Origin of the sequence: Dialister sp. (genome assembly GCF_036343215.1) — a bacterium.
In the GTDB taxonomy this organism is placed as follows: domain Bacteria; phylum Bacillota; class Negativicutes; order Veillonellales; family Dialisteraceae; genus Dialister.
On sequence record NZ_JAZASU010000016.1, the window covers coordinates 1 to 25,056 of the forward strand.

General features: G+C 49.6%; 23 protein-coding genes. All 23 read left to right on the forward strand.

Translation table 11 applies throughout. The features are described from left to right. The first annotated feature begins 660 nt into the window (after nt 1–660). The 23 genes from VZT47_RS04755 (at nt 661) to VZT47_RS04865 (ending at nt 24,544) form a co-directional block, all read left to right on the forward strand. The gene (locus VZT47_RS04755) at nt 661–1,617 is read left to right on the forward strand and encodes a TIGR01212 family radical SAM protein (protein ID WP_330223828.1); all 957 of its coding nucleotides are present in this window, start codon (nt 661–663) and stop codon (nt 1,615–1,617) included. A 328-nt stretch (nt 1,618–1,945) separates the two neighbouring features. After that, complete coding sequence (locus VZT47_RS04760) at nt 1,946–2,764, forward strand: PhoH family protein (protein ID WP_330223829.1); 819 nt, start codon at nt 1,946–1,948, stop codon at nt 2,762–2,764. A 2-nt stretch (nt 2,765–2,766) separates the two neighbouring features. Next, nucleotides 2,767–3,261, forward strand: a complete 495-nt coding sequence (gene ybeY / locus VZT47_RS04765) for an rRNA maturation RNase YbeY (protein WP_330223830.1) — start codon at nt 2,767–2,769, stop codon at nt 3,259–3,261. Beyond that, a complete protein-coding gene (locus VZT47_RS04770; RefSeq protein ID WP_330223831.1) occupies nt 3,254–3,655 on the forward strand; it encodes a cytidine deaminase in 402 nt (133 codons plus the stop codon). Before ybeY ends, VZT47_RS04770 begins: the two co-directional genes overlap by 8 nt. A gap of 211 nt (nt 3,656–3,866) precedes the next feature. Further along, entirely contained in the window at nt 3,867–4,775 is a 909-nt protein-coding gene (gene era / locus VZT47_RS04775) for a GTPase Era (protein ID WP_330223832.1), read from the forward strand. A gap of 621 nt (nt 4,776–5,396) precedes the next feature. Beyond that, entirely contained in the window at nt 5,397–6,707 is a 1,311-nt protein-coding gene (locus VZT47_RS04780) for a hemolysin family protein (RefSeq protein ID WP_330223833.1), read from the forward strand. After that, nucleotides 6,691–7,356 (forward strand): hypothetical protein, encoded by a 666-nt coding sequence (locus VZT47_RS04785; RefSeq protein ID WP_330223834.1) that lies wholly within the window; start codon nt 6,691–6,693, stop codon nt 7,354–7,356. The genes VZT47_RS04780 and VZT47_RS04785 overlap by 17 nt, the downstream gene beginning before the upstream one ends. 211 nt (nt 7,357–7,567) lie before the next feature. After that, nucleotides 7,568–8,857 carry a serine/threonine transporter SstT gene (gene sstT, locus VZT47_RS04790; RefSeq protein ID WP_442877419.1) on the forward strand — a complete coding sequence of 430 codons (1,290 nt, stop codon included), beginning with the start codon at nt 7,568–7,570 and terminating at the stop codon, nt 8,855–8,857. 306 nt (nt 8,858–9,163) lie between these two features. Further along, nucleotides 9,164–10,084 (forward strand): Ppx/GppA phosphatase family protein, encoded by a 921-nt coding sequence (locus VZT47_RS04795; protein ID WP_330223836.1) that lies wholly within the window; start codon nt 9,164–9,166, stop codon nt 10,082–10,084. Between the two features lie 428 nt (nt 10,085–10,512). Next, the gene (locus VZT47_RS04800) at nt 10,513–11,337 is read left to right on the forward strand and encodes an LpxI family protein (protein ID WP_330223837.1); all 825 of its coding nucleotides are present in this window, start codon (nt 10,513–10,515) and stop codon (nt 11,335–11,337) included. Next, nucleotides 11,334–12,476: a lipid-A-disaccharide synthase gene (lpxB, locus tag VZT47_RS04805; RefSeq protein WP_330223838.1), complete on the forward strand. Its 1,143-nt coding sequence runs from the start codon at nt 11,334–11,336 to the stop codon at nt 12,474–12,476. The genes VZT47_RS04800 and lpxB overlap by 4 nt, the downstream gene beginning before the upstream one ends. Next, nucleotides 12,463–14,250, forward strand: a complete 1,788-nt coding sequence (gene msbA / locus VZT47_RS04810) for a lipid A export permease/ATP-binding protein MsbA (protein ID WP_330223839.1) — start codon at nt 12,463–12,465, stop codon at nt 14,248–14,250. Before lpxB ends, msbA begins: the two co-directional genes overlap by 14 nt. Before the next feature lie 206 nt (nt 14,251–14,456). Next, nucleotides 14,457–15,779, forward strand: a complete 1,323-nt coding sequence (locus VZT47_RS04815) for a 3-deoxy-D-manno-octulosonic acid transferase (RefSeq protein WP_330223840.1) — start codon at nt 14,457–14,459, stop codon at nt 15,777–15,779. Next, nucleotides 15,776–16,882 (forward strand): tetraacyldisaccharide 4'-kinase, encoded by a 1,107-nt coding sequence (lpxK, locus tag VZT47_RS04820; RefSeq protein ID WP_330223841.1) that lies wholly within the window; start codon nt 15,776–15,778, stop codon nt 16,880–16,882. Before VZT47_RS04815 ends, lpxK begins: the two co-directional genes overlap by 4 nt. Beyond that, a complete protein-coding gene (kdsB, locus tag VZT47_RS04825; RefSeq protein ID WP_330223842.1) occupies nt 16,882–17,613 on the forward strand; it encodes a 3-deoxy-manno-octulosonate cytidylyltransferase in 732 nt (243 codons plus the stop codon). The genes lpxK and kdsB overlap by 1 nt, the downstream gene beginning before the upstream one ends. After that, complete coding sequence (kdsA, locus tag VZT47_RS04830; RefSeq protein ID WP_330223843.1) at nt 17,610–18,455, forward strand: 3-deoxy-8-phosphooctulonate synthase; 846 nt, start codon at nt 17,610–17,612, stop codon at nt 18,453–18,455. Before kdsB ends, kdsA begins: the two co-directional genes overlap by 4 nt. A gap of 340 nt (nt 18,456–18,795) precedes the next feature. Beyond that, complete coding sequence (locus VZT47_RS04835) at nt 18,796–19,764, forward strand: KpsF/GutQ family sugar-phosphate isomerase (protein ID WP_330223844.1); 969 nt, start codon at nt 18,796–18,798, stop codon at nt 19,762–19,764. Further along, nucleotides 19,764–20,294 (forward strand): KdsC family phosphatase, encoded by a 531-nt coding sequence (locus tag VZT47_RS04840; RefSeq protein WP_330223845.1) that lies wholly within the window; start codon nt 19,764–19,766, stop codon nt 20,292–20,294. Before VZT47_RS04835 ends, VZT47_RS04840 begins: the two co-directional genes overlap by 1 nt. Before the next feature lie 32 nt (nt 20,295–20,326). Further along, a complete protein-coding gene (locus VZT47_RS04845; RefSeq protein WP_330223846.1) occupies nt 20,327–21,313 on the forward strand; it encodes a lysophospholipid acyltransferase family protein in 987 nt (328 codons plus the stop codon). After that, the gene (gene lptC, locus VZT47_RS04850; RefSeq protein ID WP_330223847.1) at nt 21,310–21,852 is read left to right on the forward strand and encodes an LPS export ABC transporter periplasmic protein LptC; all 543 of its coding nucleotides are present in this window, start codon (nt 21,310–21,312) and stop codon (nt 21,850–21,852) included. The genes VZT47_RS04845 and lptC overlap by 4 nt, the downstream gene beginning before the upstream one ends. After that, complete coding sequence (locus VZT47_RS04855) at nt 21,849–22,709, forward strand: LptA/OstA family protein (RefSeq protein WP_330223848.1); 861 nt, start codon at nt 21,849–21,851, stop codon at nt 22,707–22,709. Before lptC ends, VZT47_RS04855 begins: the two co-directional genes overlap by 4 nt. Then, nucleotides 22,706–23,428 carry an LPS export ABC transporter ATP-binding protein gene (lptB, locus tag VZT47_RS04860; RefSeq protein ID WP_330223849.1) on the forward strand — a complete coding sequence of 241 codons (723 nt, stop codon included), beginning with the start codon at nt 22,706–22,708 and terminating at the stop codon, nt 23,426–23,428. The genes VZT47_RS04855 and lptB overlap by 4 nt, the downstream gene beginning before the upstream one ends. 30 nt (nt 23,429–23,458) lie before the next feature. Then, nucleotides 23,459–24,544 (forward strand): LptF/LptG family permease, encoded by a 1,086-nt coding sequence (locus VZT47_RS04865; protein ID WP_330223850.1) that lies wholly within the window; start codon nt 23,459–23,461, stop codon nt 24,542–24,544. Nucleotides 24,545–25,056: the final 512 nt, after the last annotated feature.

Here is a 25,056-nt window from a genome sequence, read left to right on the forward strand (position 1 = left end):
AAATGAAGGACTGGAGGATAGAGCCGGGTTCCCAGAATTCCGGGACATACTGATCAATCGGCAGCAGAAATCGTAATGGGCGTATGCTTCTCGTGAGACATAGTAAGGTGCCGGGGTGGCTGATTGGTCGGATATTTCCATGACCTTTCGGTTGAGGAGGACTTATTTCTTTTGAAAAAATAGAGTGAAAAAATTTTCACCGCGCGGTAACTGGAGCTTTGCGTAAATCATCTGCGTCCATCCCTCCGCCGGCTCGATCGATTGTGTACATCCGGGTGATGAGGGATTTCTTCAGGGGCCCTTTCGTCGGCTCCACGGGTATAGTAGCAAAAAACGGGATTTGTATCATTAGAATTTTATTAAACTTTTTGGCGGCCGGCTGCAGGGAGGCAGAATCCAATCGATTTTCCATAGTTTTCCTTTTCCACGAATCCCATGTATGCAAGAAGCAGAATCGGTTTTCCCATCATAATGGGTCAGGCCCCATAAAAACTCATTGCCGCCTCAGCAGCAATACCAACCCGACAGTCCCGATACTCCCGACAACCCTGAATCAAAAGTGATTTCCTCCTGCAGTTTTCCTTTCAACGATTCCAGTGCAGCAAATAAAGAAATAGGTTATAATTAAACTGACATATTGTTTATTACGACAGGAGATTTATGGAACGATACCGGAATTATTCTGATTACCTCAAGGGGAAATATGGGGAGAAAGTGTACAAGATTCCCATTTCCCTTCCCGTGACCTGCCCGAACCGGGACGGGCTGCTTTCGGACAAAGCCTGCATTTTCTGCGGTTCCATCGGCGCCGATTATGAGACAAAAGCCGTAGGTCTTTCCATTACGCAGCAGCTGAACCGGAGCATGGCCCATGTGGGGCCCAAGTACAAGGCAAAAAAATTTATCGCCTATTTCCTCAATTTCACGAATACCTATGCCCCATTGGACAGATTCCGCGCCTGGATGGAAGAAGCCATGAATCATCCCGATGTGGTGGGAATCGATATTTCCACCCGTCCCGACTGTATCCATGAGGCCTATCTCGATATTTTAAAAGAATTATCGGAGAAATACGGGAAAGATGTGACCATCGAACTGGGCCTCCAGTCTTCGAATGTCCATACCCTTTCCATCCTCAACCGCTGTCATACGGTGCCGGAATTCATCGATGCAGCCCTTCGAATCGGGCGCTATGGTTTTGGCCTCTGTATCCATATCATTGCGGACCTTCCCTGGGATGACCGGCTGGATGTGATTGAATCGGCAAAACTCATTTCCGTCCTTCCCGTGACAGAAGTGAAACTTCATTCCCTTTACATCGTGAAGGGGACAAAACTGGCACAGATGTACGAAAAAGGGGAAGTTTCCCTCCTTCCCATGGATGAATATCTGGAACGGGTGGCCCTCTTCCTGGCCTATATGCGGCCGGACATCGTACCCCAGCGCATTGTGGGAAGGGCTTCGGGAAACAATACGCTCTCCGTTAACGGCGGCTCCCCCTGGTGGGAAGTGAAAGACCGGATTGAAAAGCTTCTGGAAGAAAGAAATATCACCCAGGGGTGTCTGTGTAACTATCTGGATGGCCGGGCAGTCAGAAAATTTGTGAAAAACAGTTAATAGTTCTCAGTTATCAGTTCTCAGTTATTAGTGCCCCATATGTGCGGGCGGACTGTATTGTCATAAAGCTGCCTGGCAGAGGTGAATTTCTGCTAACTGATAACTGATAACTTATAATAAAGTATATAAATAATAATGGAGATACAGTATTACGAACGAAAGGAATAGTACTACGGAAAAGATAGAAGAAATACTCATCAAGGACCAGCAGGAGGCGTCCCATCTGTTTGAAAGGGACAGTTCCTACCTGAAATTCATCGGAGCCCATTACGGGGCCGAGATTTCGGGCCGGGGCAATTTCATCCGCATTAAGGGAGAACCTGATGCCGTGGATAAAAGCTTGGATGTCATCGAACGTCTCCGCCATATGATTGCGCAAAGAATCCGCCTTTCCCAGCGGCAGGTAGAACTGGTAGTTCGTCTCATGGATGAAGGGAAAGAGCAGCTTCTTTCAGATATGGAAGATGACATCATCAATTTCACAAAGAATGGAGCTCCCGTCCGCCCCAGGACCCTGGGCCAGAAATTCTATGTGGATACGATCCGGAGAAATTCCATCACTTTCGGCGTAGGGCCTGCGGGCACGGGGAAAACATACCTGGCCGTGGCCCTGGGTGCCTTTTTCCTGAAAAATCACGATGTCCAACGGATCATCCTGGTCCGGCCCGCCGTGGAAGCCGGAGAAAAACTGGGGTACCTCCCCGGGGATCTGCAGGAAAAAGTGAATCCCTACCTCCGCCCTCTTTTCGACGGGCTCAATGACATGTTTGGTCCCGAAGAATTCATCCGTCTCCAGCAGAAAGGGCAGATCGAAGTGGCGCCCCTGGCTTACATGAGAGGGAGGACCCTTGAGAAATCCTTCGTCATTCTCGATGAAGCCCAGAATACCACGGTGGAGCAGATCAAAATGTTCCTTACCCGTCTCGGTTTCCGTTCAAAAATGGTGGTGAACGGAGATGTGACCCAGATCGATCTCCCGCCTCATGTGAAAAGCGGTCTCATCGATGCGGAAAGAGTGCTCCGGAATGTAAAAGATATCGGCCATGTCCATTTTACCGAAGAAGATGTGGTCCGGCATGATTTGGTAGCAGCCATTATTCATGCCTATGAAGAAGATGCAAAGCGCAGAAATATTGGGAGGCAATGACCATGGAAATCACGATTAATTACAGCGATATGAAATATTACAGTGAAGAACTGGAAAAACTCATCCATACCGTCCTTTCCAAAGGGGCGGAACTTCAGAAGGTGCGGGATGACGCTGAAATTTCCATCCTCATCTGCGATGCCGAAACCATTCATGAACTGAACAAAACCTATAGAAATGTGGATGCCCCCACCGATGTCCTCTCCTTTGCCCTCAATGAAGGGGGAGATGATTTGCCGGAGGAAGAAACGGAACTGGGAGATATCGTCATCAATCTGGACCGGGCCGTGTCCCAGGCCAAAGAATTCGGCCACAGCAAGGAGAGGGAAATGGCCTACCTTTCGGTCCATGGATTCCTGCACATCCTGGGCTATGACCATTATGACCCGGACGAAAAGAAAGCCATGAGAAAGGCAGAAGAAGATATCCTCGGCGCCTGCGGCATTACCCGCTTCACCACGGAAGGAAAACTGGAAGCGGAAGAAATCCATGAATAAGGTGGAAATAGAAAATCTCCTCCGGCGGGCCCTTCACGCCAGAAAAAACTGCTATGCCCCTTACTCCCATTATCCCGTAGGAGCGGCAGTCCTTGCGAAAGATGGGTCCATCTATGAAGGCTGCAATATGGAAAATGTTTCCTATCCCGCCGGCCTCTGCGCCGAACGGAATGCCATCGGCAGCGCCATCTGCGATGGAAAAAGAGGCTTTGAAGCCATAGCGATTATCGGCAGTTTTGAGGATTATACGATGCCCTGCGGCATCTGCCGGCAGGTGATGGCGGAATTTCATATTTCCACCATCATCTGCGGAAAGTCGGCGGAAGACTATCAGGTCTTCAAGCTGGGGGAAATCTTTCCGGCGGCCTTTGAAGAGGAAAGTTTGAGAAGTTGAGACCATTCTGACGGATAAAATGCAACAGTTACAGGAATCGTAGTCCCTGATCCGTGGCGGTGGCGCCTTGAAATCATAGGGGCGCCATTTTTATAAATGGGTACCGTGTTTACAATCATTCGACCCGAACAACGAATTTTCCTATTGCCTTTTCCTTATATTTATATATAATCTTATATACTAACCTTACATAGTTATGACGGGAGATTCTATGACAGAAAATAACGAAAAATTCCATTCCGGTTTTGTGGCCCTCGTGGGACGGCCGAATGTGGGGAAATCCACCCTCATGAATGCACTCCTGGGGGAAAAGATTTCTATCGTTTCCGCCCATGCCCAGACCACCAGGAATAAAATCACCGGTGTCTGGAACGGAGAAAATTCCCAGGTGGTCTTCCTCGATACCCCGGGCATGCACAAACCCCAGGACAAACTGGGCGAAGCCATCCGGCAGAGCACCATCGATGCCCTGGATGAAGTGGATCTCATTGTATTCCTCTGTGCCTGCGATGATCCGCTGGGGGCAGGGGACCGGTACATCCTTTCCCTTCTGAAAGACAGGAAAGTGCCGGTGATCCTGGCCCTTTCAAAAATCGACCTCATTGAAAAGGATGCAGTGCTGAAGAAAATCGTGCAGTACAGCAAAATTTATCCCTTTGCCGAAATCGTACCGCTCTCTGCCAAATCCGGTGAAAATCTGGATGAACTTATGGCTTCCATCGAGAAATACCTGCCGGAAGGACCGAAATATTTCCCCGATGACATGGTGACGGACCAGCCGGAACGAAATATCGTCCAGGAAATCGTCCGTGAAAAACTCCTCATCCGCACGAGAGATGAAGTGCCTCATGCCATCGGCGTATTTACCGAAGAATTTTCGGAACGGGAAAACGGAAAAGTCTATATCCGCTGCACCATTTACGTGGAACGGGATTCCCAGAAACGGATCATCATCGGCAAAAAAGGCAGCGTCCTGAAAGAAGCAGGGAAAGAAGCCAGAGAAGAAATTCAGAATCTCATCGGCGCCCCGGTCTTCCTGGACCTCTGGGTCAAAGTGGCCAAAGACTGGAAGAATAAGGATTATATATTGAGGGAACTGGGGTATAAGGAACATAAGTAAGAGTCTTTAGTCCTGCTATATGGTTTGAGTCAGCTGCGGTTTTCGGGAGTCAGCCTCACCTCGGCACGCCCCGGCAGAGTCAATTTCGAGATTTCGTGATTCGTGATTCGTGGTTCGTGAAGGTGCGGCGCTGATGCGCCGCGAGTATAGATGGGGATTTTTCACAGGCGGGGTAAAACTTCTGCTAAGCTGGCGCTCCAGCGTCCCCCAACGGGGGAAGCTCCCGCAAAGCGGGTGAAGGGGGCAATCCCACGGTATTCATCGGATGTGGAAGAAAACGTTCCATGCGTAACGATTTCGTGATATCGGTATCAGGCGGTCCTGCGTCCGGGAGCGGGGGAAGCTCCCGGCGGAGCAGGTGAAGGGGGCTATCCCACGGTATTTGTTGGAATTGACTGAAACCTTCCCCTGCGTAACGTCAAAATCAAAAAAATTGGCGCCTTTATGATTTCAAGGCGCCCACCTTCACGGTCCACGGTCCACGGATCACGGACCACGAAAGGGGACAATTGGACTCTTATCATTTATTTCGAAACAGGGTTAATCAAGGAGGAATGACCTATCGATACGGACATACAGCGGCTTGCCATTTGCGCGGCAGTCGCCCTGATTGTTTCATTTATGAACTATCACAATACGCTGGTAAATTTTTCATTTGCCCGTATGCGCAAGAAATACATCGAGGACAATGATGAACAGGATCCGGCCCTCATCCGGAAAGTGGCTCCTTTTTATCAGCGGACGAGCCAGATCCTGGGCGGCACCCAGATGGCTTTTATTTCCTACACCGGAGTCTTTACCATTGCTCTTCTGGGCATGGCTTATCATGGCTTCTGGCTGCTTTGCCCCTTCTTTGGAGAGAAATCGGCCTGGATGCTCTACCTTATCCTGGTTTTGTCGGCGGCTGTCCTCTTAGCCGCTTTCTGGATTCTGACGGTCCTGATTCCCGGGACTCATGCCCTGGTGGAACCGCTGCCGATTCTGGCCTCCCATGGCTGGGTGATTTCCTGGAACCGTCATTTTTTCCGGGTCACCGTGCAGACGGGCCTTATGATTGCCCGCCGCCTCTTTGCGGCCAGAAAAATCCCCTTCCGGGATGAAGTGAATTTCACTTACACCGAGGATGAAATCCGCTGTATCGTGGAAGAATCCAATCGCAGCGGCCGGCTGAATGCGCTGGAAAATACGCTCATCAAAAATTCCTTCGATTTCTTCGATCTCATGGTGCGGGACGTGATGATTCCCCGAAATGACATGGTGGTCATCGATTTCAATGATGATATCGAAACCATGCGGAGGACGATTTCCAAAGCCCATCACACCTGCTATCCCGTATGTATGGATGACAAGGACCAGATCATCGGATTCATCCATGTGAAAGATTTCATGGAAAATCTCCAGCGGGGTGATGCAAACCTGAAGAAAATCATCCGGGAAATATTGACAGTGCCTGAAGTGATGCCGGCTCCTTCCCTCCTGCAGCTTATGAAAAACCGCAGGACTTATCTGGCTGTGGTGGTGGATGAATATGGAGGAACTTCCGGAATGGTCACTCTGGAAGATTTAGTCGAAGAACTGATTGGAGAAATTCCCCAGTCCGTCGATACCACGCCTTATGAAATCCTCCGGAAAAAAGACGGAACCTATGAATTTGACGGCACCGTCATTCTGGAAGATGTATCTGACCGGCTGGAAGTGAATCTGGATGAAGAAGATTTGAATGCCACCATCGGAGGCTTTGTATTTTCCCACCTGGAACGAATCCCGAAAGCGGGAGACCATGTGGACTTTGAAAACTGGCGGTTTTCCGTGCTCCGGGTGGACGGTTTCCGGATCGTCCGCGTAAAGGCGGAAAAGATTCCGGAAGAAAAGAAGAAAAAGAATCCGGATAAAGAGAAAGAAAAAGAGGCTGCCCATGAAGGGACAGATTAAAAGCGGAGAAGCGCTGGTCCTCGAAGCCCGAACGGGAAAAGAGGGGGGCAGAAAGCTCTCCCTTTTCACCAGGAACGAAGGCCGGAGGGAGGCGTACCTTCCCCGGACCGTCATGGCCCGCTGCGGTACGGGACTGACGATGCCTTTCGCCCATATCCGCTATACCGGGGCCGATGGGGATTTTCTCGTCCTTGGCCAGTATGAAGGAAAGCTTCTTTTCGAACTGATGAAACTGACCTATGAGGAAATGTCCTGCTGGTACTATCTGATTGAAGCGGCAGAAAAATTATTTCCCTTGAACCAGGAAGACCTTCAGACTTATGAAATCCTTCTTTCCACGGGGAAAGCGGGAAGAAACAGGAATCATCTCATCGTTTCCTTCATCGGAGTCGTGAAACTGCTGGCCTCGGCCGGTTTTGACCCTTCCTCTCCCGAAGCGGCGGACCGTTTCCACCTTTCAAAGAATGCCCGCCTTCTCCTCGCCGATTTCAGGAATTACCGCTGGAATGAGCCTTTCGGAAGAAATATTTCCAAAGCCGCCTTCCGTCAGTGTGCGGAATATATCGATGATTTTATGGGAGAGGTCTGCGACGTGGAAATGAAAACAAAAGGGGCTTTTTTGAGAGCCGTCAATGGAAATATACAGTAAATCCATGTTCCCGGACCGGGGCATGGATTTTTTGCGCAGCCTCACTGGTCATATTTCCGGGGGACTGCAAAAGGAAGATGAAAGAGTATTTCCATGACACATCTAAACGCGTTCCAATCATATTTCCAATGCATGGTCCCTGACAAAGCCTTTACAAATTATGCATAAGACTTGCATAGCCCCTGACAGGGGGCGTATACTAGACACGTATATGTCACGTGAGGGTGTTTTTGGGAGGAGGAGTATTTTGTTTAAGTCCATTTCACACATTCTTTCCAGTGTGTCCCTGATCAAGCAGATTGCCGTAGGTTTGATTATCGGCATTATCATTGCCGTATTTTTCCCGCCGGCGATCCCGGTCGTCAAAATTCTGGGGGATCTCTTCGTTAAAGCCCTGAAAGGGGTCGCACCAATCCTGGTTTTCTTCCTGGTCATGAATGCCATGGCCCAGAGAAAAGACGGATCCCAGGGCAGTATGAAACCGATTATTGAGCTCTACGTCATCGGTACTTTCTGTGCCTCTCTGGTGGGCGTTTCCATGTCTTTCCTGTTTCCGACGGATCTCGCTCTCCAGGTAGCTCCGGATACGAAACTGGCTCCGCCAAGCGGCATTATCCAGGTCCTTCATAATCTGATTCTTTCCGTGGTCGATAACCCGGTAGCAGCCATTATGAATGCAAATTATATCGGCATTCTGGCCTGGGCCATCATTCTGGGGATTGCCCTCAAAACCTGCAGCGGTGATACCACGAAAGCCTGCCTGAATGATATTGCAGCAGGAATTACGAAAGTGGTGACCTGGATCATTCATTTTGCGCCTTTCGGCATTCTCGGTCTGGTAGCTGATTCCGTAGGAACTGCCGGGGTAGGAGCCCTTCTGGGGTATGTACAGCTTCTGGGCGTCCTCATCGGATCCTATTTCCTGGTAGCCCTCGTCATGAATCCGCTCATCGTATTTGCCAAAGTCCGCAAAAATCCCTATCCTCTTGTACTGACGACGATTCGTGAATCCGGGGTTTATGCCTTCTTCACCAGAAGCTCCGCTGCCAATATTCCGGTGAACCTGTCTCTCTGCAAACGGCTGGGACTTGATCCGGATATGTTCACCATTTCCATTCCTCTTGGCGCAACCATCAATATGGCAGGCGCTTCTATTACGATTTCCGTTTTAGCCCTGGCTGCTGCCCATACTCTGGGAATTGCAGTTGATTTACCGACAGCCCTGCTGCTCTGCATTGTTTCTACTGTCGGCGCCTGCGGGGCATCCGGTGTGGCAGGGGGGTCCCTCCTTCTGATTCCGGTAGCCTGCGCATCCTTTGGTATCGGAAATGATATTTCCATGCAGGTGGTCGGTGTAGGCTTCATTATTTCCGTACTGGAAGATGCCTGCGAAACCGCTCTCAACTCTTCCTCCGATGTCCTCTTTACGGCTACTGCAGAATTTGCAGAACGCAGAAAGAACGGCACCCTCAAAGCGGAAGATATGGTTCCGAAAGACTGAACTGATTGTACGCGAAACGAATCCCTGAAAGCTTTGCTTTTCAGGGATTTTTCTCATTTGCGGGGAAAACAGTATGGGAAATAGTTATCAGTTATCAGTTCGCAGTTCTCAGATGTCCCAAACATAAGGAAATAACGTTGATTTCATGAATGAAATCAAGTTTCATGTGGTTTCCGGTAATACAGTCACGTTTTAGAAAGTCCAGTTTATTTATCATGATGAGATCACTGATAACTAATAACTGATAACTGAGAACTTTTCCGCCGGTTTCATGCTAGAATATAGGAAAAGAGAGGAGTGAGAGTCATGCTGCACGGAATCATTGATATCGGGTCTTCCACGATCCGCATGGCCATTTATTTCATGGATGAAAATCATATGGAAATGCTGATGAAAAAGAAGCATACCATCGGTCTGGCGGCGTATGTTGAAAATGGCTGTATGACTCAGGCAGGCATCGACAAGACGGTGGAAATCGTGGAGGAATTCAAGGAATTTCTTTCCCATTTCCCCCTGACTTCGGTTCACGCCTTTACCACGGCGGCCCTCCGGAATGCAAAAAACAGTAAAGAGGCGGTAGAAGACATCGAAAGACGCACGGGGATTCCCATCCGTGTCATATCGGGAGATGAAGAAGCCTATCTCGACTATGTGGGAGCTGTCCATAATCATCCGGCGGGAGAGGGACTTCTGATCGATATCGGCGGCGGTTCCACGGAAATCGTGGCCTTTGGGGATGGAGATATCCGTTTCAAGACGAGCCTTCCCATGGGGTCCCTGTCTCTCCGGTCGGAATTTGTGAAAGGATTCCTTCCCACAGGACGGGAATGCCTTTCCATGCGGAAAGCGGCGGAAGAAAGAATTAACCGGGTGGCGGAGCTTCACTCTATTTCCTCGCCCCTCATCATCGGTATGGGCGGCACCTTCAAAAGCGCCTGCGCCCTGTACAATCTCCTCTATCATAAGGATAGAAATAATACCCTCATGGACCGGACCCTTCTGGAGAAAATGGTGACCATCTTCCGCGGGGACCATCCCCTGACCGAAGAAAAATCGATCCTTCTCATGAAGGCCGTACCGGACCGGATGCATACCATCCTTTCGGGCCTCACCATAGCCTTGGTCCTTTCGGGCCATTTCCATGCAGGCAGAATCGCCTACAGCGATACCGGCGTAAGGGAAGGGTATATCTATTCGGAAATAGGGCCGAAGGTTGGATTGAAATAAGTGTAACAGACTTTAGAATCTTTTCGATGTTCGTGGTCCGTGGTGCGTGGCCCGTGATCCGTGAAGGAGGCGCTGCTGAGGCAGCGCTGATTTTTTGTGGGGATTTTGCTCAGCCAGAGGAGACTGGCATAATCCCGCAATTTGAGTCGCCATGGGCGGCTCATTGTTCATGGCTAATGATCGGAAATTTTTGAAATCATGGAGGCCGTTTTGATATTTCATATTTTCTGAAAGGCCAACAATAAAAAGGGGCGCTTTTTATTGAATGCGGCCCACTTCCATGAAGAAAGAACAACGAATAACGAAGAACGATTGGCACCATTGGAGATAAAGGAACTACAAATTTGACCGGGAGTTCCAATTTCCCCATAGTGTCATACAGCAAAAAATGGTAAAATAAAATGAAGTATGGTATTTTGGAGGACGTTATGGAAACAATCGGTTTACTGGCCGGTATCGGGACGCTTCCCGTGGAATTTGTGGAAGCCGTAAAATCCCAGGGATATCGCGTGGTCTGCATTGCGGTGATTCCCGGCATCGATGAAAGACTCAAAACGAAGGCGGATGTCTATTATGAAATTTCCGCCTTCAAACTGAATAAAGTCATTAAGACCCTGGTCAGCGAAAATGTGAAAGAAGTGACCATGATTGGCAAAGTGACGAAGGAATGGCTTTTCAAAAATCATCCCATTCCGGATCTCCGGGCCATCAAAGTGCTGAACCGTCTCCGCAAGATGGATATGAAAGATGATACGGTGACCTTGGTCCTTGTGGAAGAACTGGCCAAAGACGGAATTTCCGTCCTGGACCAGACGAAATATTTAAAACCCCTCATGCCGGGACCCCAGGTCTTCACGAAGAAGAAACCTACCGAAGACCAGCTGAAAGATGTGGCTTTTGGTTTTAAAGCGGCCAAAGCCATCGGAGCTATGGATCTGGGTCAGACCGTAGTTATAAAAAATCAGGCAGTCATGGCGGTAGAAGCCATAGAAGGAACCGATGCGTGCATACGGAGGGGCGGCCAGCTTGCCCGCGGGGGAGCCGTTGTCGTAAAAACGGCAAAACCATCCCAGGATACCCGTTTCGATATGCCGGCCGTAGGGCTCAAGACTCTTCATTCCATGGAAGAATCGGGCTGCGCGGTCCTGGCTATAGAGGCGTATCATACGCTTTTTGCGGAAAGAGAAGCCGTTCTTAAAGAAGCTGACCAGAAAGGCATCGTCATTCTTTCCGTAGAACAGGAAAATTTATGAAAATCATGATGTCTGCCGGAGAAGCTTCCGGCGATATGCATGCGGCTTCCGTGGCTGCAGAAATCAAAAGAATACGGCCGGACGCGGAAATTTTCGGCATGGGCGGAGAACTCATGAAAAAAAGCGGTGTCCGCATCATTTATGATATAGAAAATCTCGGCATCATCGGTGTGGTGGAAGTCATAAAGCACATTCCTTTCTTCTTCCGCCTTCGGGACCTGCTTCGCCAGGCCATGATTGATGAGAAACCGGATGTCCTGGTCTGCGTCGATTATCCCGGTTTCAATATGAAAATTGCCCATGTGGCCAAAACCCTGGGGATTCCGGTGGTGTATTATATTGCCCCCACCATCTGGGCCTGGAATAAGGGCCGGGCAAAAAATATCGTAAGGGACGTGGCCCAGGTAGCTTCCATATTTCCATTTGAAGCCAAAGCTTATAAAGAGGCGGGTGCTCATGTGACTTTTGTGGGCCATCCTCTGGCCGATACGGTAAAACCATCCATGTCCTTTGAGGAAGCGCTCGACTATTTCCATGGAAATCAGGAAGCCCGCCGCATCCTTCTCATGCCGGGCAGCCGGAAAAATGAAGTGACCGGGCTCTTTCCCCTTATGCTTGAGGCCGCTGAAAATCTTTCAAAAAAGGAGAACTGCCAGTTCTTCATTCCGAGGGCTTCCACCATTCCGAAGGAATTCCTTCTTTCTTTCATGGGAAACAGAAATATTTCCTTTGAAATCACCGAAGGCCATCAGTATGACCTCATGCAGATCTGTGATGTCTGCGTGGCTTCTTCCGGGACGGCTACTCTGGAAACAGCCCTTATGGAACTTCCCACAGTTCTGGTTTACAAACTGGCGCCTCTCACCTGGTTTCTGGCCAATCTTCTGGTCCATGTGAAATATGCGGGCCTTCCGAATCTTCTCATGGGGCGCGAAGTGACGCCGGAACTGCTGCAGGACAGGGCGACGGCAGGAAATGTGACGGAAATCCTTCAGAAATGGCTCACCGATGAAAGCGCAAGACAGGAAAATATCAGCGAAATCAGAAAAGTCCGGGAAGCTTTAGGTTCCGGCGGAGCCGTAAACCGGACGGCAAAACTTATATTAGAAACAGCAGGAGCAGCCAATGGCGAAAAATAAGAGTAAAGTGAACAGTTACATCAGACTGCTGAAATATGTGAAGCCCTATGGGAAACTTCTCATCCTTTCAGTCATCTGTATGATTCTGGTCTCCGCTTCCAACCTGTACGTTCCCTGGATTATCAAGGATGTCATTGATAAGGTGCTGGAAGAAAAAGATATGACCATGCTTTATGTGATTATCGCATCGATTATCCTGGTCATGTTTATCCGCGGATCCACCACTTTTGCCCATCGTTACCTTATGGGCTATATCGGGCAGTCGGTGATCCGGGATCTCCGGAATAAACTGTACAATCATCTCCAGAACCTTCCCATCGCCTACTTTGACAAGCGGCGGACCGGGGAAATCATGAGTAATCTCACTAACGATATTTCCGCCCTCCAGAATGCCATGACTACGGATTTTATCATGCTGGTGCAGGAAGGGGCCATTTTTATCGGGTCTTTTGCCGCCATGATTTACCTCCAGTGGAAACTGACGGTTCTCTGTCTCATCATTGTGCCGGTCGTTTCCGTAACCATTAAATTTTTCGGAAAGAAACTTCATTCCTCCGGGCGGAGCGTCCAGGAAAAACTGGCCGATGTGACCAGTATGCTCCAGGAAACGATTTCCGGAGTCCGTATCATCCGTTCTTTCAACAGGACTTCCTACGAAACGGAGCGGTTTGGCCAGGTGAACCAGTCCAATTTCAAAGCCACGGTCAAAGCCATCCGTCAGCAGAGCCAGTTGACTCCTGTAGTAGAATTTTTAGCAGCTTTGGCAATAGCAGTCATTATCTGGTATGGCGGTGTTTCCGTTATTGATGGACTGATGACGGCCGGCGAACTCATCGCTTTCCTGATTTATGCCATCAATCTGGCCAATCCGATCAAACGTATCGCTGAAAGTTTCGGCAATATCCAGAAATCCCTGGCCGCCGCTGACAGAGTTTTTGCCATTTTGGATGTACCGGAAGAAGATTTTGATCATTCCGCAGAAAAGGAACTGACCGTGACCGAAGGCCGGGTGGAAGCAAAGCATGTGAAATTTGAATACGACGAAGGTCATCCGGTATTGACGGATTTGAATTTCGTGGCCAATCCCGGGGAAACCATTGCCATCGTAGGTCCATCGGGAGCAGGCAAATCCACCATTGCAAACCTGCTTCCAAGGTTCTATGAAATCACGGGCGGCGAAATCGATATCGACGGCGTGGATATCCGGAAAGCCACCCTGGGCTCCCTTCGCGACCAGATTGGTCTCGTGCCCCAGGATACCCTTTTGTTTAATACATCGATTCGGGAAAATGTCCTTTATGGACGGCTCGATGCGACGGATGAAGAAGTGTGGGCAGCCATCCGCTCTGCTAATGCGGAAAAATTCATCAAAGCCCTGCCCCATGGCATTGAAACCAGGGTAGGGGACCGGGGGCTTGTCCTTTCCGGCGGCCAGCGCCAGCGAATCGCCATCGCCCGGGCCATTCTTAAAAATCCGAAAATCCTCATCCTTGATGAAGCCACTTCCGCCCTGGATACGGAAAGCGAAAAAATCGTACAGGATGCCCTTGATAAACTGATGGTGGGCCGTACCTCCTTTGTCATCGCCCATCGCCTTTCCACCATTAAAAATGCAGATCAGATTCTGGTCCTGAATGACGGGGTCATTGCAGAAAAAGGGACCCATGATGAACTCATGGCAAAAGGCGGCCTCTATTATGACCTCTATACCATGAGCAGCCAGATGAATGAAGAAGAAAGTGAAGATTCTTCCCCTGAGGAAGAGGAAAAATAAAAGTTCATAGCTGATGGCTAACGGCTAATAGCTAACTGGTAACTGCTGGCTGCTAATAGCTGACGGCTGATGGCTCATGGTGCTCATCACTCCGGGCGGACTGAATGGACAAATGACGCTGCGGACAGGCTGATGAGAAATCACGAATCACGAATCACGAACAACGAATCACGATACCCCGTATTTCCAAGAAAAGGAGAGTACCTTTGTACTGGTTTTACAACATTTGCCTGGTAGCCTACTGGATCCTTCAGATTCCGATCCTGATCTACCGCCTGGTCTTTGAAGAAGGCTTTTACGACCGTCTGAAACAGAGTGCGGGCATCATGCCTACACCGACCCTGCTTCAGATTGCCGACCATAATGCGATCTGGGTCCATGCCGCTTCTGTCGGAGAAGTTGTAGCAGCCAGCCCCATTGTGAGGGAATTAAAAAAGAAATATCCCAATGAAATGGTGGTCGTTTCTGTGGTAACAGCCACAGGACACCGGATGGCCCAGAGAATCATTCCGGAAGCGGACGGTCATATTTTCTTCCCCTTTGATCTGCCGGTTATTACGGAACGAATCGTCAATATCGTCAATCCGAAAGCCATTATTCTGATTGAAACGGAACTGTGGCCGAATTTCCTCCGTCTGGCCTGGCGGAAAAAGATTCCTGTCATGATGATGAACGGTCGGATCAGCGCACGGTCCATGAGGCGGTATTCCCTCATCAAACGGTTCACCACCCGCATGCTTTTCCAAATCCGGAAATTCTGCATGCAGTCCAGAATCGATCAGGAACGGATCATCGATATGGGGGCGATCCCGGAACGGGTGACCATTACGGGAAATACGAAGTACGATCAGACCTATGCGGAAGTTTCCGAAGAAGAAAGAGATCGGCTCAGGAAAGAATTCCGCTTTGACGGAAAAGGCCCCATCATCGTGGCAGGTTCCACCCACGGGGGCGAAGAGGAAATCGTGGTCCGCACTTTCAAGAAAATCCTTGAGAAATATCCGGACGCCAGGCTGCTTCTTGCAGTCCGTGAAATCACCCGCGCTCCGTCGGTCAAATTCATGATCAAACACCATGACCTTTCTGTCATCCGCCGTTCCAAAATGGGCAGTGAAGAAGATGATGGTCAGGGTACCCAGGTGGTCATCCTCGATACCATCGGCGAACTGGGCCGTCTGTACAGTCTGGCCGATGTGGTCTTCGTGGGCGGAAGCTTTGTAAAAGTAGGGGGCCACAATATTCTGGAACCGGCAGCCCATGGCAAACCGGTCCTCGTGGGACCCTATATGTTCAATTTCCAGGAAATTTTCGAGCTTCTCACCAGCCGGGGCGTGTGCATCATGACGCCCGATGAAAATGCATTTGAAAAGACACTCCTGGACCTTCTGGACCATCCGGAAAAGATGGAAAAGATGGGAAAAGCCGCCCTGGAAGTGGTCCATGAAAACCAGGGAGCCACGGAAAGAAATATAAAAGCCTTTGAAGCGCTGACCAGCGAATATGGCATCAAACTGAAGGAGAAAGCATGAGCCTTGAAAGCTATGTCACCGGCCTGATGAAAAATCCTCACCCTTCGGGAAAGGATCGGCTGGTGCTTTCGATTCTTGAAAGCCTGGAAGGAATCTACCTGTCCCAGGTGACGAAAAAGCAGAAAGCGGCCGCTTCCCATGCCCTGAATGCAGGGATTCCGGTCATCAGCGTGGGAAATATAACGGCCGGCGGTACGGGGAAAACGCCCTGTATCATCCGCCTGGCAGAGCTTCTGACAGAAGCCGGCTATCATCCCGCTATTATCAGCCGGGGATACCGGAGCGGTCTGGAAAAACAGGGAGGCATCGTTTCCGATGGAAAGGAAATCCTCGTTTCCCAGCAGATGGCAGGGGATGAACCGTACATGATGGCCCTGAAACTTCCTTCCGTTCCCATCCTGGTCGGGAAAGACCGTATCGTTTCTGCCGAAAGGGCCAGACGGCTGGGAGCGGATCTGCTCCTTTTAGATGACGGTTTCCAGTACTGGAAACTCCAGAGGGACCGGGATCTCATCCTTCTCGATGCGACGAATCCTTTTGGTTATGACCATGCCCTGCCGAGAGGACTCCTCCGGGAACCGCTTTCCGCATTAAAAAGGGCCGCTCTTTTCATCATTACGAAGAGCGACCAGGTGGAACCTTCAAAAATAGAAGAAATAAAGAAGCGTCTCGAAAAGCTGGCGCCCGGCATCCCTGTGACCACTTCCTGTCACAGTCCGGCAAAAGCAGTCCCCTATGATGACTGGAAAAGCCGGTATCACGAAGGGCCGCTCTCTCTAATGAAAGGAAAGCGGGCATACCTTATGAGCGGGATCGGAAATCCTGCCGCCTTTGCGGAAACTGCCAGAGAAGCCGGTTTCATCCCGGTGGGAGAAATGGCATTTGACGATCATCATTCCTATACGGAGGAAGATATACGGAAATGTGATTCCGAAGCCCTTTCCTCCGGCGCAGACTGCATCGTGATTACGGAAAAAGATGCGGTAAAAATGATGAAACTTCAGAGCATCCATGAATCTGAGGTGCCCTTCTACGTACTGGAAATAGAAATGACCTTCCCTGAAGGCCTCACCCTGTTAGAAAAACAATGGGAGGATTTATAATGAAAGTTGCCTGTATTATTCCTTCCCGCTATGCCTCCACGAGACTTCCGGGAAAACCGCTCCGCCTGATCGCGGGAGAAACCCTGGTACACCGGGTCTATGAAAGAGCCATTCGGGCCAAAGTGCCGGATACAGTCATTGTAGCCACCGATCATGAAGATATTGAAAAAGAAGTCAGATCCTTTGGCGGGAATGTAGTCATGACTTCTGTCAATCATCCCACCGGGACAGATCGTCTGGCGGAAGTGGCAGAAAAATATCCGGAATATGACATTATCGTCAATGTGCAGGGGGATGAACCCCTGATTGACCCGGATATCATCGATAATCTGGCCAGGGATCTGCTGGATCATCCGGAACTGGATATGGCAACTGTTGCCACTCCTCTTCATAAAGATGAATATGACGATCCATCCGCCGTCAAAGTCGTCATTTCCCGTAAAGGGGAAGCCCTGTATTTCTCCCGTTCCCTCATTCCCTATCCAAGACATGATTTCGTGGAAGCGCCGCTGAAACATGTGGGCATTTACGCCTATCGCAGGGATTTCCTTCTCGCCTATGCAAAAATGGCCCAGACGCCCCTGGAAAGGACAGAATCCCTGGAACAGCTCCGCGCTCTGGAAATGGGTTACAAAATCGGGGTCATTAAACTGAATTCAGAAGATATCGGCATCGACACCGAAGAAGATCTTCGTAAAGCAAATGAATATTTCGAAAGGAACCACTTATGAAAACAATCCATGTAGGCAATCTCACCATCGACGGAAGCAAACTTTTCCTCATCGCCGGTCCCTGTGTCATTGAAGGCTACGACCGTACCCTCATGATTGGCCGGGAAATCAAAAAGATCTGTGAACGTCTCGGCGTGCAGTACATTTTCAAGGCTTCCTATGACAAAGCCAACCGTTCTTCCTACAATTCCTTCAGAGGGCCGGGTCTCGAAAAAGGTCTGGAAATCCTCGCTTCCATTAAAAAGGAACTGCAGGTGCCCGTACTTTCCGACGTCCATGACGTGACCCAGCTCGCTCCGGCTTCGGAGGTCCTGGATATGCTCCAGATTCCGGCATTCCTCTGCCGCCAGACCGACCTTGTTTACGGCGCAGCTAAAACAGGCAAACCGGTCAACGTAAAGAAAGGCCAGTTCATGGCTCCGGAAGACATAAAAAACGTCATCGGCAAGCTGGAAGAAGCAGGAAATCCGAATATCGCCATCACCGAAAGAGGCGCTTCCTTCGGCTACCACAATCTGGTCGTCGATATGCGTTCCTTCCCGATTATGCGCCAGTTCGGCTATCCCGTCATTTTCGATGCCACCCACAGCGTACAGCTTCCGGGAGGTATGGGAAATACCACCGGCGGCCAGCGTGAATTCATCCCTTATCTGGCAAGAGCTGCTGCAGCATCCGGAGTAGACGGATTCTTCATGGAAGTTCACGATAATCCGCCGGAAGGACTCTCTGATTCCACCAATATGCTTTACCTCTCCTCTCTCGAAGATCTCCTGAAAGACCTCATCGCTATCAATAACGTGGTGAAACACGATAAAGATAAGGGACTGGTACCGGGGAAATAAGTGAATCCCTGAAGATGAATCGTATGATGAAAAACTGAGTAAAAAGTTATCAGTTCTCAGAGCTCATTGGTGCCGGGAAACGGTTTCTGATGGGTAATGGCCAACGGCTGGCTGCTAACGGCTAATAGCTAATAGCTTATAGACTTCACTCACGCCATGTTTGAGCTGGTCCATAAAAAAATCGTGCCGCGAAGCGGCACGCCTTCCCGGACCACGGACCACGAGCCACGAATCACGATTCGTCCCCAAATTACTCATTCCAAAATCTCGCAGTTTGAGACTCATCTATTGTATAATAAAGAATAAGCACCATTTTTATTTGAATTCAGCAGGAGGCACTATGTCAGTCATTGAAACAGCTTCAAGAGTTCTCCGTGATGAAGCGGGGGCAGTGTTATCTCTGGTAGATAAACTGGATGGCCAGTTTGAAGAGGCTGTTCGGCTGATTGAAAGTTCTCATGGCCGTGTCGTTTTGACGGGTATGGGGAAATCGGGTCATATTGCCCGCAAAGTGTCTGCTACCATGGCATCTACAGGGACTCCTTCCTTCTTCCTTCATCCGGCAGAAGGAATTCACGGAGATCTGGGCATGGTGACTTCTGAAGATGTGGTCATTGCTTATTCGAACAGCGGTGAAACCGCGGAAGTATTGAATATCCTGCCTTCCCTCAAACGGATCGGGGCCAAACTCATTGCCGTCGTGGGGAAGACAAATTCCACTCTTGCCAGAAATGCAGATGCCGTTCTGGATGCAGGAGTCAAAAAAGAAGCAGACAGTCTCGGACTGGCTCCGACAAGTTCTACCACCGCAGCTCTGGCCCTGGGAGATGCCCTGGCTGTATGCCTTATGGAAAGGCATCATTTTACAGCGGATAATTTTGCCATCTTCCATCCCGGCGGAGCTCTCGGCAAGAAACTCCTCCTCACCGTGGAAATGGTGATGCATAAGGGGGATGAAAATCCTCTCATTTCTGAAGCTGCTTCCGTCAAGGATGCCCTTTTCGTCATGACCGATAAAGGGCTGGGTGCCGTTTCCGTAGTGGATCAGGAAGGAAGACTGAAAGGCCTCATGACCGATGGTGATGTGCGCCGGGGCCTGGAAAAAGGCATGGATTTCCTTACCCGTCCTGTAGGAGAAGCCATGACGAAAAATCCGCAGCTCATTTCGAAAGAAAGACTGGCTGCCGAAGCACTGCACCGTATGGAACAGCATAAACCCCATCCCATTACAGTCCTTCCGGTGGTGGAAAATGAAAAAGCCATCGGCATGCTTCATATTACGGACCTTCTGAAGCAGGGGGTCATGTAATGAAAGCACCGAAAAAGATTAAACTCATCGCTTTCGATGTGGATGGCACCCTGACTGACGGGACCCTGGTCATGGGTCCGGAAGGGGAAGCCTTTAAACTGTTTAATGCCCACGATGGCCTGGGACTTTCCCTGGCCCACCGCATGGGATATATCACCGGTTTTATTACCGGCCGCAAATCCGTCCTGGTAAAAAACAGGGCAGAAGAACTTTCCTGTGATTTTGTCCTCATGGGAATCAAAGACAAAGTGGAAGCCCTGGAGGAACTTCTCCGGAAATATAACCTTTCCTGGGACGAAGCGGCCTACATGGGCGACGATCTGAATGATCTTCCCCTTTTTGAAAAGGTCGGCTTTTCCGGCTGCCCCGCCGACGGGATGACGGAAAACAAAAAAGCTGCCTCCTTTATTTCCACCTGCAATGGCGGGCGGGGCGCAGCCAGAGAATTTATAGAAACCATTATGAAAGCCCAGCATCGCTGGAAAGAAGGAGTTTCCTCCTATGATAAAGGACAGGAAATCCGTCAGTAATATTTCATTCATTTCCTGAAAGAAGAGAAGCCATGTTATTCAATGTACGATACGGGTTCCTGAAAGGATTGAGCAGTCTCATCTGTTCCATGTCCTATGACAGGATCCTGGCCATAGGGCGATTCCTTGGGCCTTTCATCATGAACCGCATAGCGAAGCAGAAAAACCGGGGAATCGAACAGATCATGTTCGGCCTCAAAGTCTCCCGCCCGGAAGCGGAAGAACTGCTGCAGAAGGTATACCGGAATATCGGTATGTCTGCCATGGAAATGATGTACATGCCAAGACTTTGCAGGGAAAAAGACCATATTGACGATTATGTGAAAATAGACCATCCCGAATACCTGGAAGCCGCCTATGCGGAGAAAAAAGGAATCGTGGGACTCACTGCCCATATGGGCAACTGGGAATGGCTGGGCGCAGGCCTTGCCCTTCACGGCTATGATACGAGCGCCATCGGGAAGAAGCAGTCCGATGATGTACTCATGAAAATGATTAATGAATACCGGGCCATGGCGGGACAGCATATTTTCCTCACCGGCACCGGCGGTTATGAAATGATTGCCGCTGCCCGGTCCATGAAGAAAAATCATATCCTGGGATTTCTTTCCGATAAGGATGGAGATAAAGCGGGCGTACCCGTCCTGTTCCTGAACCGGGTATTCTCCTTTCCCCAGGGACCGGCGGTATTTGCCAGAAAATTCAGGGCGCCCATCGTTCCCATCTTCGTGGTGAGGAATGAAGATGGAAAAGGCCATACCATCTGCGTGGGGAAACATTTCTACTATGAAGATACGGGGGACAAGGAACGGGATCTTCTCGTGAACTCCCAGAAAATGGCCACGGTCCTGGAAGAATTCATCAAGGCCCATCCGGCCGACTGGCTCTGGTTCCAGCACCTTTTCTGGACAAGGCCGGGCAAGATTAAAATGTACAATGACCTTCCTCCGGAAGAAAAGGAACGGTTCAGGGCAGGCATGACGGAAAACTGGAACGAGACAAAAGGAGGAAAGGCATGAAAAACCGGAAAACGATCATCATCATCGTGGTGATTCTGCTCATTGCGCTGGGTGTCTATTTCCTCTTTAAAGATGATAATAGGAATATGAATCAGGCCGCAAGCTCCTCTGCAGCCATGTCTTTTAAAAATATCGACATGACCGAATCGAAGGAAGGGAAGCTCATTTACCGGTTCAAGGTAAAAGACGTCCAGATGAGTAAAGATCAGAACGAAATCCTTCTTACCGGTGTGGAAGGCTCCTACTTCAAGGATGGAGACGAACTTCATCTCGTAGGGGACAGGGGAAAGATTGACCGCAAAAAGAAAACCGTTTATATCGAAGGAAACGTACACGGTACAAACAAGGCAGGCGAAGAACTCTACGCAGAAAACCTGACCTATGATGGAAATAAAGAAATCCTTTCCACCGATCAGTTCTTCACCGCCACGAAAGACAATAAAGTCCTGACCGGAGACAGCTTTACCGCTGACCGGATTATCCAGGTCATTACCGCGAGGGGCCATGCAAAGCTGGCAGACAAGGAGGATACAAAGTGAAACCATTATATACAGTACTGGCAGCAATGGCCATTTCCGCCTGCTCTATGGGAACAGTTCTGGCCGATGATATTACGGCCGATGTCCTGACTTATGACGGAAAAACCAAAACGGTTACCGCCACAGGAAATGTAGTGATTCATGCCAACCAGGGAGCCACCATTACCGCAAAAAACGGACAGTACCATTTTGAGGACCGGAGCGCATTCCTGGAAGGCGGAGTCCATTATGTGAAAGAATCCTCCACCCTGGACGCACAGAAAATGTACCTTTACAAGGACAAGACCACCCGGGGCATTGGCAATGTATATTTTCATGATTCCGTAGAAAAACGAATCCTCAAAGGGGATGACGTCATCTATAATCCGGACACCGGTTTTGGAAAAATCGAAGGAAACGGCTACCTGGAAGATCCGCAGGGAACACTGTCGGCTCCCCATATCGAAGGAAATATGAAACAGGTGAAAGTCGTAGCTACCGGCGGCGTCGATTTGACCAGTTCCGCCAATCATGCCGTAGGATACGGAGACAAAGCCGTCTATACACGGACCGGCCGGGACGGGACCGATGGAAAACTGGTCCTTTCCGGAAATGCCTGGGTCAACCAGAATGGAAATACCTTCCATGGTCCGGAACTGGTCCTCCGGGATGCCGACAAAGTGGTAGAAACCACAGGCCGGAGTACCATTGTCATTACCGATACGGGCAGTGAAACTGCAGATCATGGAGGAGACTCCGAATCCTCTTCCGGGGAAAAAGAACCGGCTGCTCCCAAAGGACCGGTGACGGAAGCCACTCCCATCGAAGGACGGCCTGAAATTGCAGGAAATCCGTTAGAAACGAAGGAACCGAAATGAAAATAGAAACCCATGATCTCGTCAAACGCTATGGGGAAAGAACCGTAGTGGATCATGTCAATGTAGAAGTGGAGCAGGGTTCCATCGTCGGACTACTGGGTCCGAACGGCGCCGGTAAAACGACTACATTTTATATGATCGTAGGCATTATTACTCCGGAAGAAGGAGACGTCACCGTAGACGGCACTTCCCTGGTGGGCATGCCTATTTATAAACGCCACCAGTTCGGTATCGGCTACCTTCCCCAGGAAGCCTCGGTATTCCGCGGCCTTTCCGTGTGGGATAACCTGATGTCCCTTCTGGAAACAAGAAAAGAACTCACTCCGGCAGAGAGAAAAGAAAAAGCAGAAGCCCTGCTGGAAGAATTCCATATCACCCATGTCCGGAATACCCTGGGCAGTGCCCTTTCCGGCGGCGAAAGAAGGCGTGTGGAAATCGCCCGGTCTCTCACCATGGATCCTGCCTTTATTCTTCTTGATGAACCTTTTGCAGGAGTCGATCCATTGGCTGTCGAAGATATCCAGAGCGTGGTACTTCATTTGAAGACAAAAGGCATCGGAATCCTGATTACCGACCATAACGTCCGCGAAACGCTTCGCATCGTAGACAATGCCTATATCCTTTCCGAAGGAAAAATCCTTCTCCAGGGCAAAGCCGAGGACATTGCCGTGGACCCGCGGGCAAGGAAATTCTATCTGGGGGAAAATTTCAGACTATGATTATTTACATGAAAAAGGGAGGGAAATTCCATGCGGCTGCTTGACAAATATATCTTGAATGAATTTCTTGCTCCTTTCCTTTTCGGCGTAGCTGCCTTTACCGCCATTTTCCTGGGGGCCGATACCCTCCTGAAAATCGCCAGCTATGTCACAAAGTACGGCGCATCCTCCACATCAGCCCTGAAAATCTTTATCCTTGCCCTTCCGCGAATCGTGGTTTACACATTCCCCATGGCTGTTCTCCTGGGGGCCCTCATGTGCTTTTCGAAACTTTCCGGTTCCAGTGAACTCATCGTCATGCGTTCATCGGGTCAGAGTTTCCTCCGACTGGCCATGCCCGTATTCATTGTTTCCCTTGTCATCAGCCTTTGTGCCGTGGCTTTCAATGAATACGTAGTGCCCTGGACGAACCGGGAATACGATTACGTGCTCAATACGGAAATCAAGAAAAATCTGAATCCCGGGGTCACGGACCATGTGGTGGTGCGGGATGTACAGCATGGAAAAATCCTTCACCTTCTCTATGCAAGACGGTATAATCCGAAGACGAAACAGCTGGAAAATATTACGGTCCAGGAATTCCAGAACGAAGAAGTCATCCGCGTGGAAAATGCGCCGAAAGCAGTCTGGCAGAACGGTATGTGGATCATGGAAAACGGAGTCATTTACGATCTGACCGGTGACGGTGTAGACCGTATGATACACTTTGACCATCAGGAAATTCCCTATGCCCAGTCTCCGGATGAAATTCCAAAGGAAAACAAGAATTTCGATGAAATGACCATTCGTGAACTCACCCTGACCAAGAAAGCCTATCAGGCCGCTCATGCAGATACAACGCCTCTCACCATGGAAATCCAGCGCCGTTTCTCGCTCCCCATGGCATCTTTTGTATTTGCCATCGCCGGTGCGCCTCTGGGGGTTCAGAAACAGCGTTCCTCCTCCTCCATCGGTTTCGGTATTTCCGTAGTCATTATTTTCGTTTACTATGCAGTCATGACCTTCCTCGAAGCCCTCGGCAAAGGCCATGTCATGCCGGCAATTCCCGCCGTCTGGCTGCCAAATCTCATAGCCCTTGTCTGTGGCTGCTGGCTCATTCATCGGGTGGATAAGTGACCGGCCGAGCGATTCGTGAGTCCTTTCGAAGGAGGGGACTCATTTTTGTTTGAACCTCTCCGCATTCCTGCGGGAAAGCCGCACAGGGAGTCAATGAATCCATCTTTGCAAAAGCAAAAAAGCCGCCTGCCACAATATGTGACAGACGGCTTTGAGATAAAAGTGATCCGTTTATCAGAAGTATGGCCATTCCTTTGGAATAACCATTTATAATCAGGCCCGCTTCCGGTTTTGATGCGGGCCGCCTTTACCGTGAACTGTGAATGATGAACTGATGACTGGAAACAAAAAAGCCGGGGGTGTACAAAAATAGAAATCATTATTTTAAAAACTTTAAGGGAAATAGTTATCAGTTATTAGTTATCAGTTCGCAGTTGTGGTGGCCGCTATTACGCAGGAGAGGCGGCCTTTTTATATAAAAATTTAACCATTTCTGATGAAAACTGTGTATAAAAATGGCCCGCTATCCAATTTGATGCGGGCCTCCTTCACTGAGAACTGTGAACTGAGAA

Excerpts from the sequence above, each read along its gene's own strand:
- VZT47_RS04755 (WP_330223828.1), top strand. The coding sequence starts at position 661 with ATGGAACGATACCGGAATTATTCTGATTACCTCAAGGGGAAATATGGG.
- ybeY (WP_330223830.1), top strand. The coding sequence starts at position 2,767 with ATGGAAATCACGATTAATTACAGCGATATGAAATATTACAGTGAAGAA.
- VZT47_RS04770 (WP_330223831.1), top strand. The coding sequence starts at position 3,254 with ATGAATAAGGTGGAAATAGAAAATCTCCTCCGGCGGGCCCTTCACGCC.
- era (WP_330223832.1), top strand. The coding sequence starts at position 3,867 with ATGACAGAAAATAACGAAAAATTCCATTCCGGTTTTGTGGCCCTCGTG.
- VZT47_RS04780 (WP_330223833.1), top strand. The coding sequence starts at position 5,397 with ATGAACTATCACAATACGCTGGTAAATTTTTCATTTGCCCGTATGCGC.
- VZT47_RS04785 (WP_330223834.1), top strand. The coding sequence starts at position 6,691 with ATGAAGGGACAGATTAAAAGCGGAGAAGCGCTGGTCCTCGAAGCCCGA.
- sstT (WP_442877419.1), top strand. The coding sequence starts at position 7,568 with ATGTCACGTGAGGGTGTTTTTGGGAGGAGGAGTATTTTGTTTAAGTCC.
- VZT47_RS04795 (WP_330223836.1), top strand. The coding sequence starts at position 9,164 with ATGCTGCACGGAATCATTGATATCGGGTCTTCCACGATCCGCATGGCC.
- VZT47_RS04800 (WP_330223837.1), top strand. The coding sequence starts at position 10,513 with ATGGAAACAATCGGTTTACTGGCCGGTATCGGGACGCTTCCCGTGGAA.
- lpxB (WP_330223838.1), top strand. The coding sequence starts at position 11,334 with ATGAAAATCATGATGTCTGCCGGAGAAGCTTCCGGCGATATGCATGCG.
- msbA (WP_330223839.1), top strand. The coding sequence starts at position 12,463 with ATGGCGAAAAATAAGAGTAAAGTGAACAGTTACATCAGACTGCTGAAA.
- lpxK (WP_330223841.1), top strand. The coding sequence starts at position 15,776 with ATGAGCCTTGAAAGCTATGTCACCGGCCTGATGAAAAATCCTCACCCT.
- kdsB (WP_330223842.1), top strand. The coding sequence starts at position 16,882 with ATGAAAGTTGCCTGTATTATTCCTTCCCGCTATGCCTCCACGAGACTT.
- kdsA (WP_330223843.1), top strand. The coding sequence starts at position 17,610 with ATGAAAACAATCCATGTAGGCAATCTCACCATCGACGGAAGCAAACTT.
- VZT47_RS04835 (WP_330223844.1), top strand. The coding sequence starts at position 18,796 with ATGTCAGTCATTGAAACAGCTTCAAGAGTTCTCCGTGATGAAGCGGGG.
- VZT47_RS04840 (WP_330223845.1), top strand. The coding sequence starts at position 19,764 with ATGAAAGCACCGAAAAAGATTAAACTCATCGCTTTCGATGTGGATGGC.
- VZT47_RS04845 (WP_330223846.1), top strand. The coding sequence starts at position 20,327 with ATGTTATTCAATGTACGATACGGGTTCCTGAAAGGATTGAGCAGTCTC.
- lptC (WP_330223847.1), top strand. The coding sequence starts at position 21,310 with ATGAAAAACCGGAAAACGATCATCATCATCGTGGTGATTCTGCTCATT.
- lptB (WP_330223849.1), top strand. The coding sequence starts at position 22,706 with ATGAAAATAGAAACCCATGATCTCGTCAAACGCTATGGGGAAAGAACC.
- VZT47_RS04865 (WP_330223850.1), top strand. The coding sequence starts at position 23,459 with ATGCGGCTGCTTGACAAATATATCTTGAATGAATTTCTTGCTCCTTTC.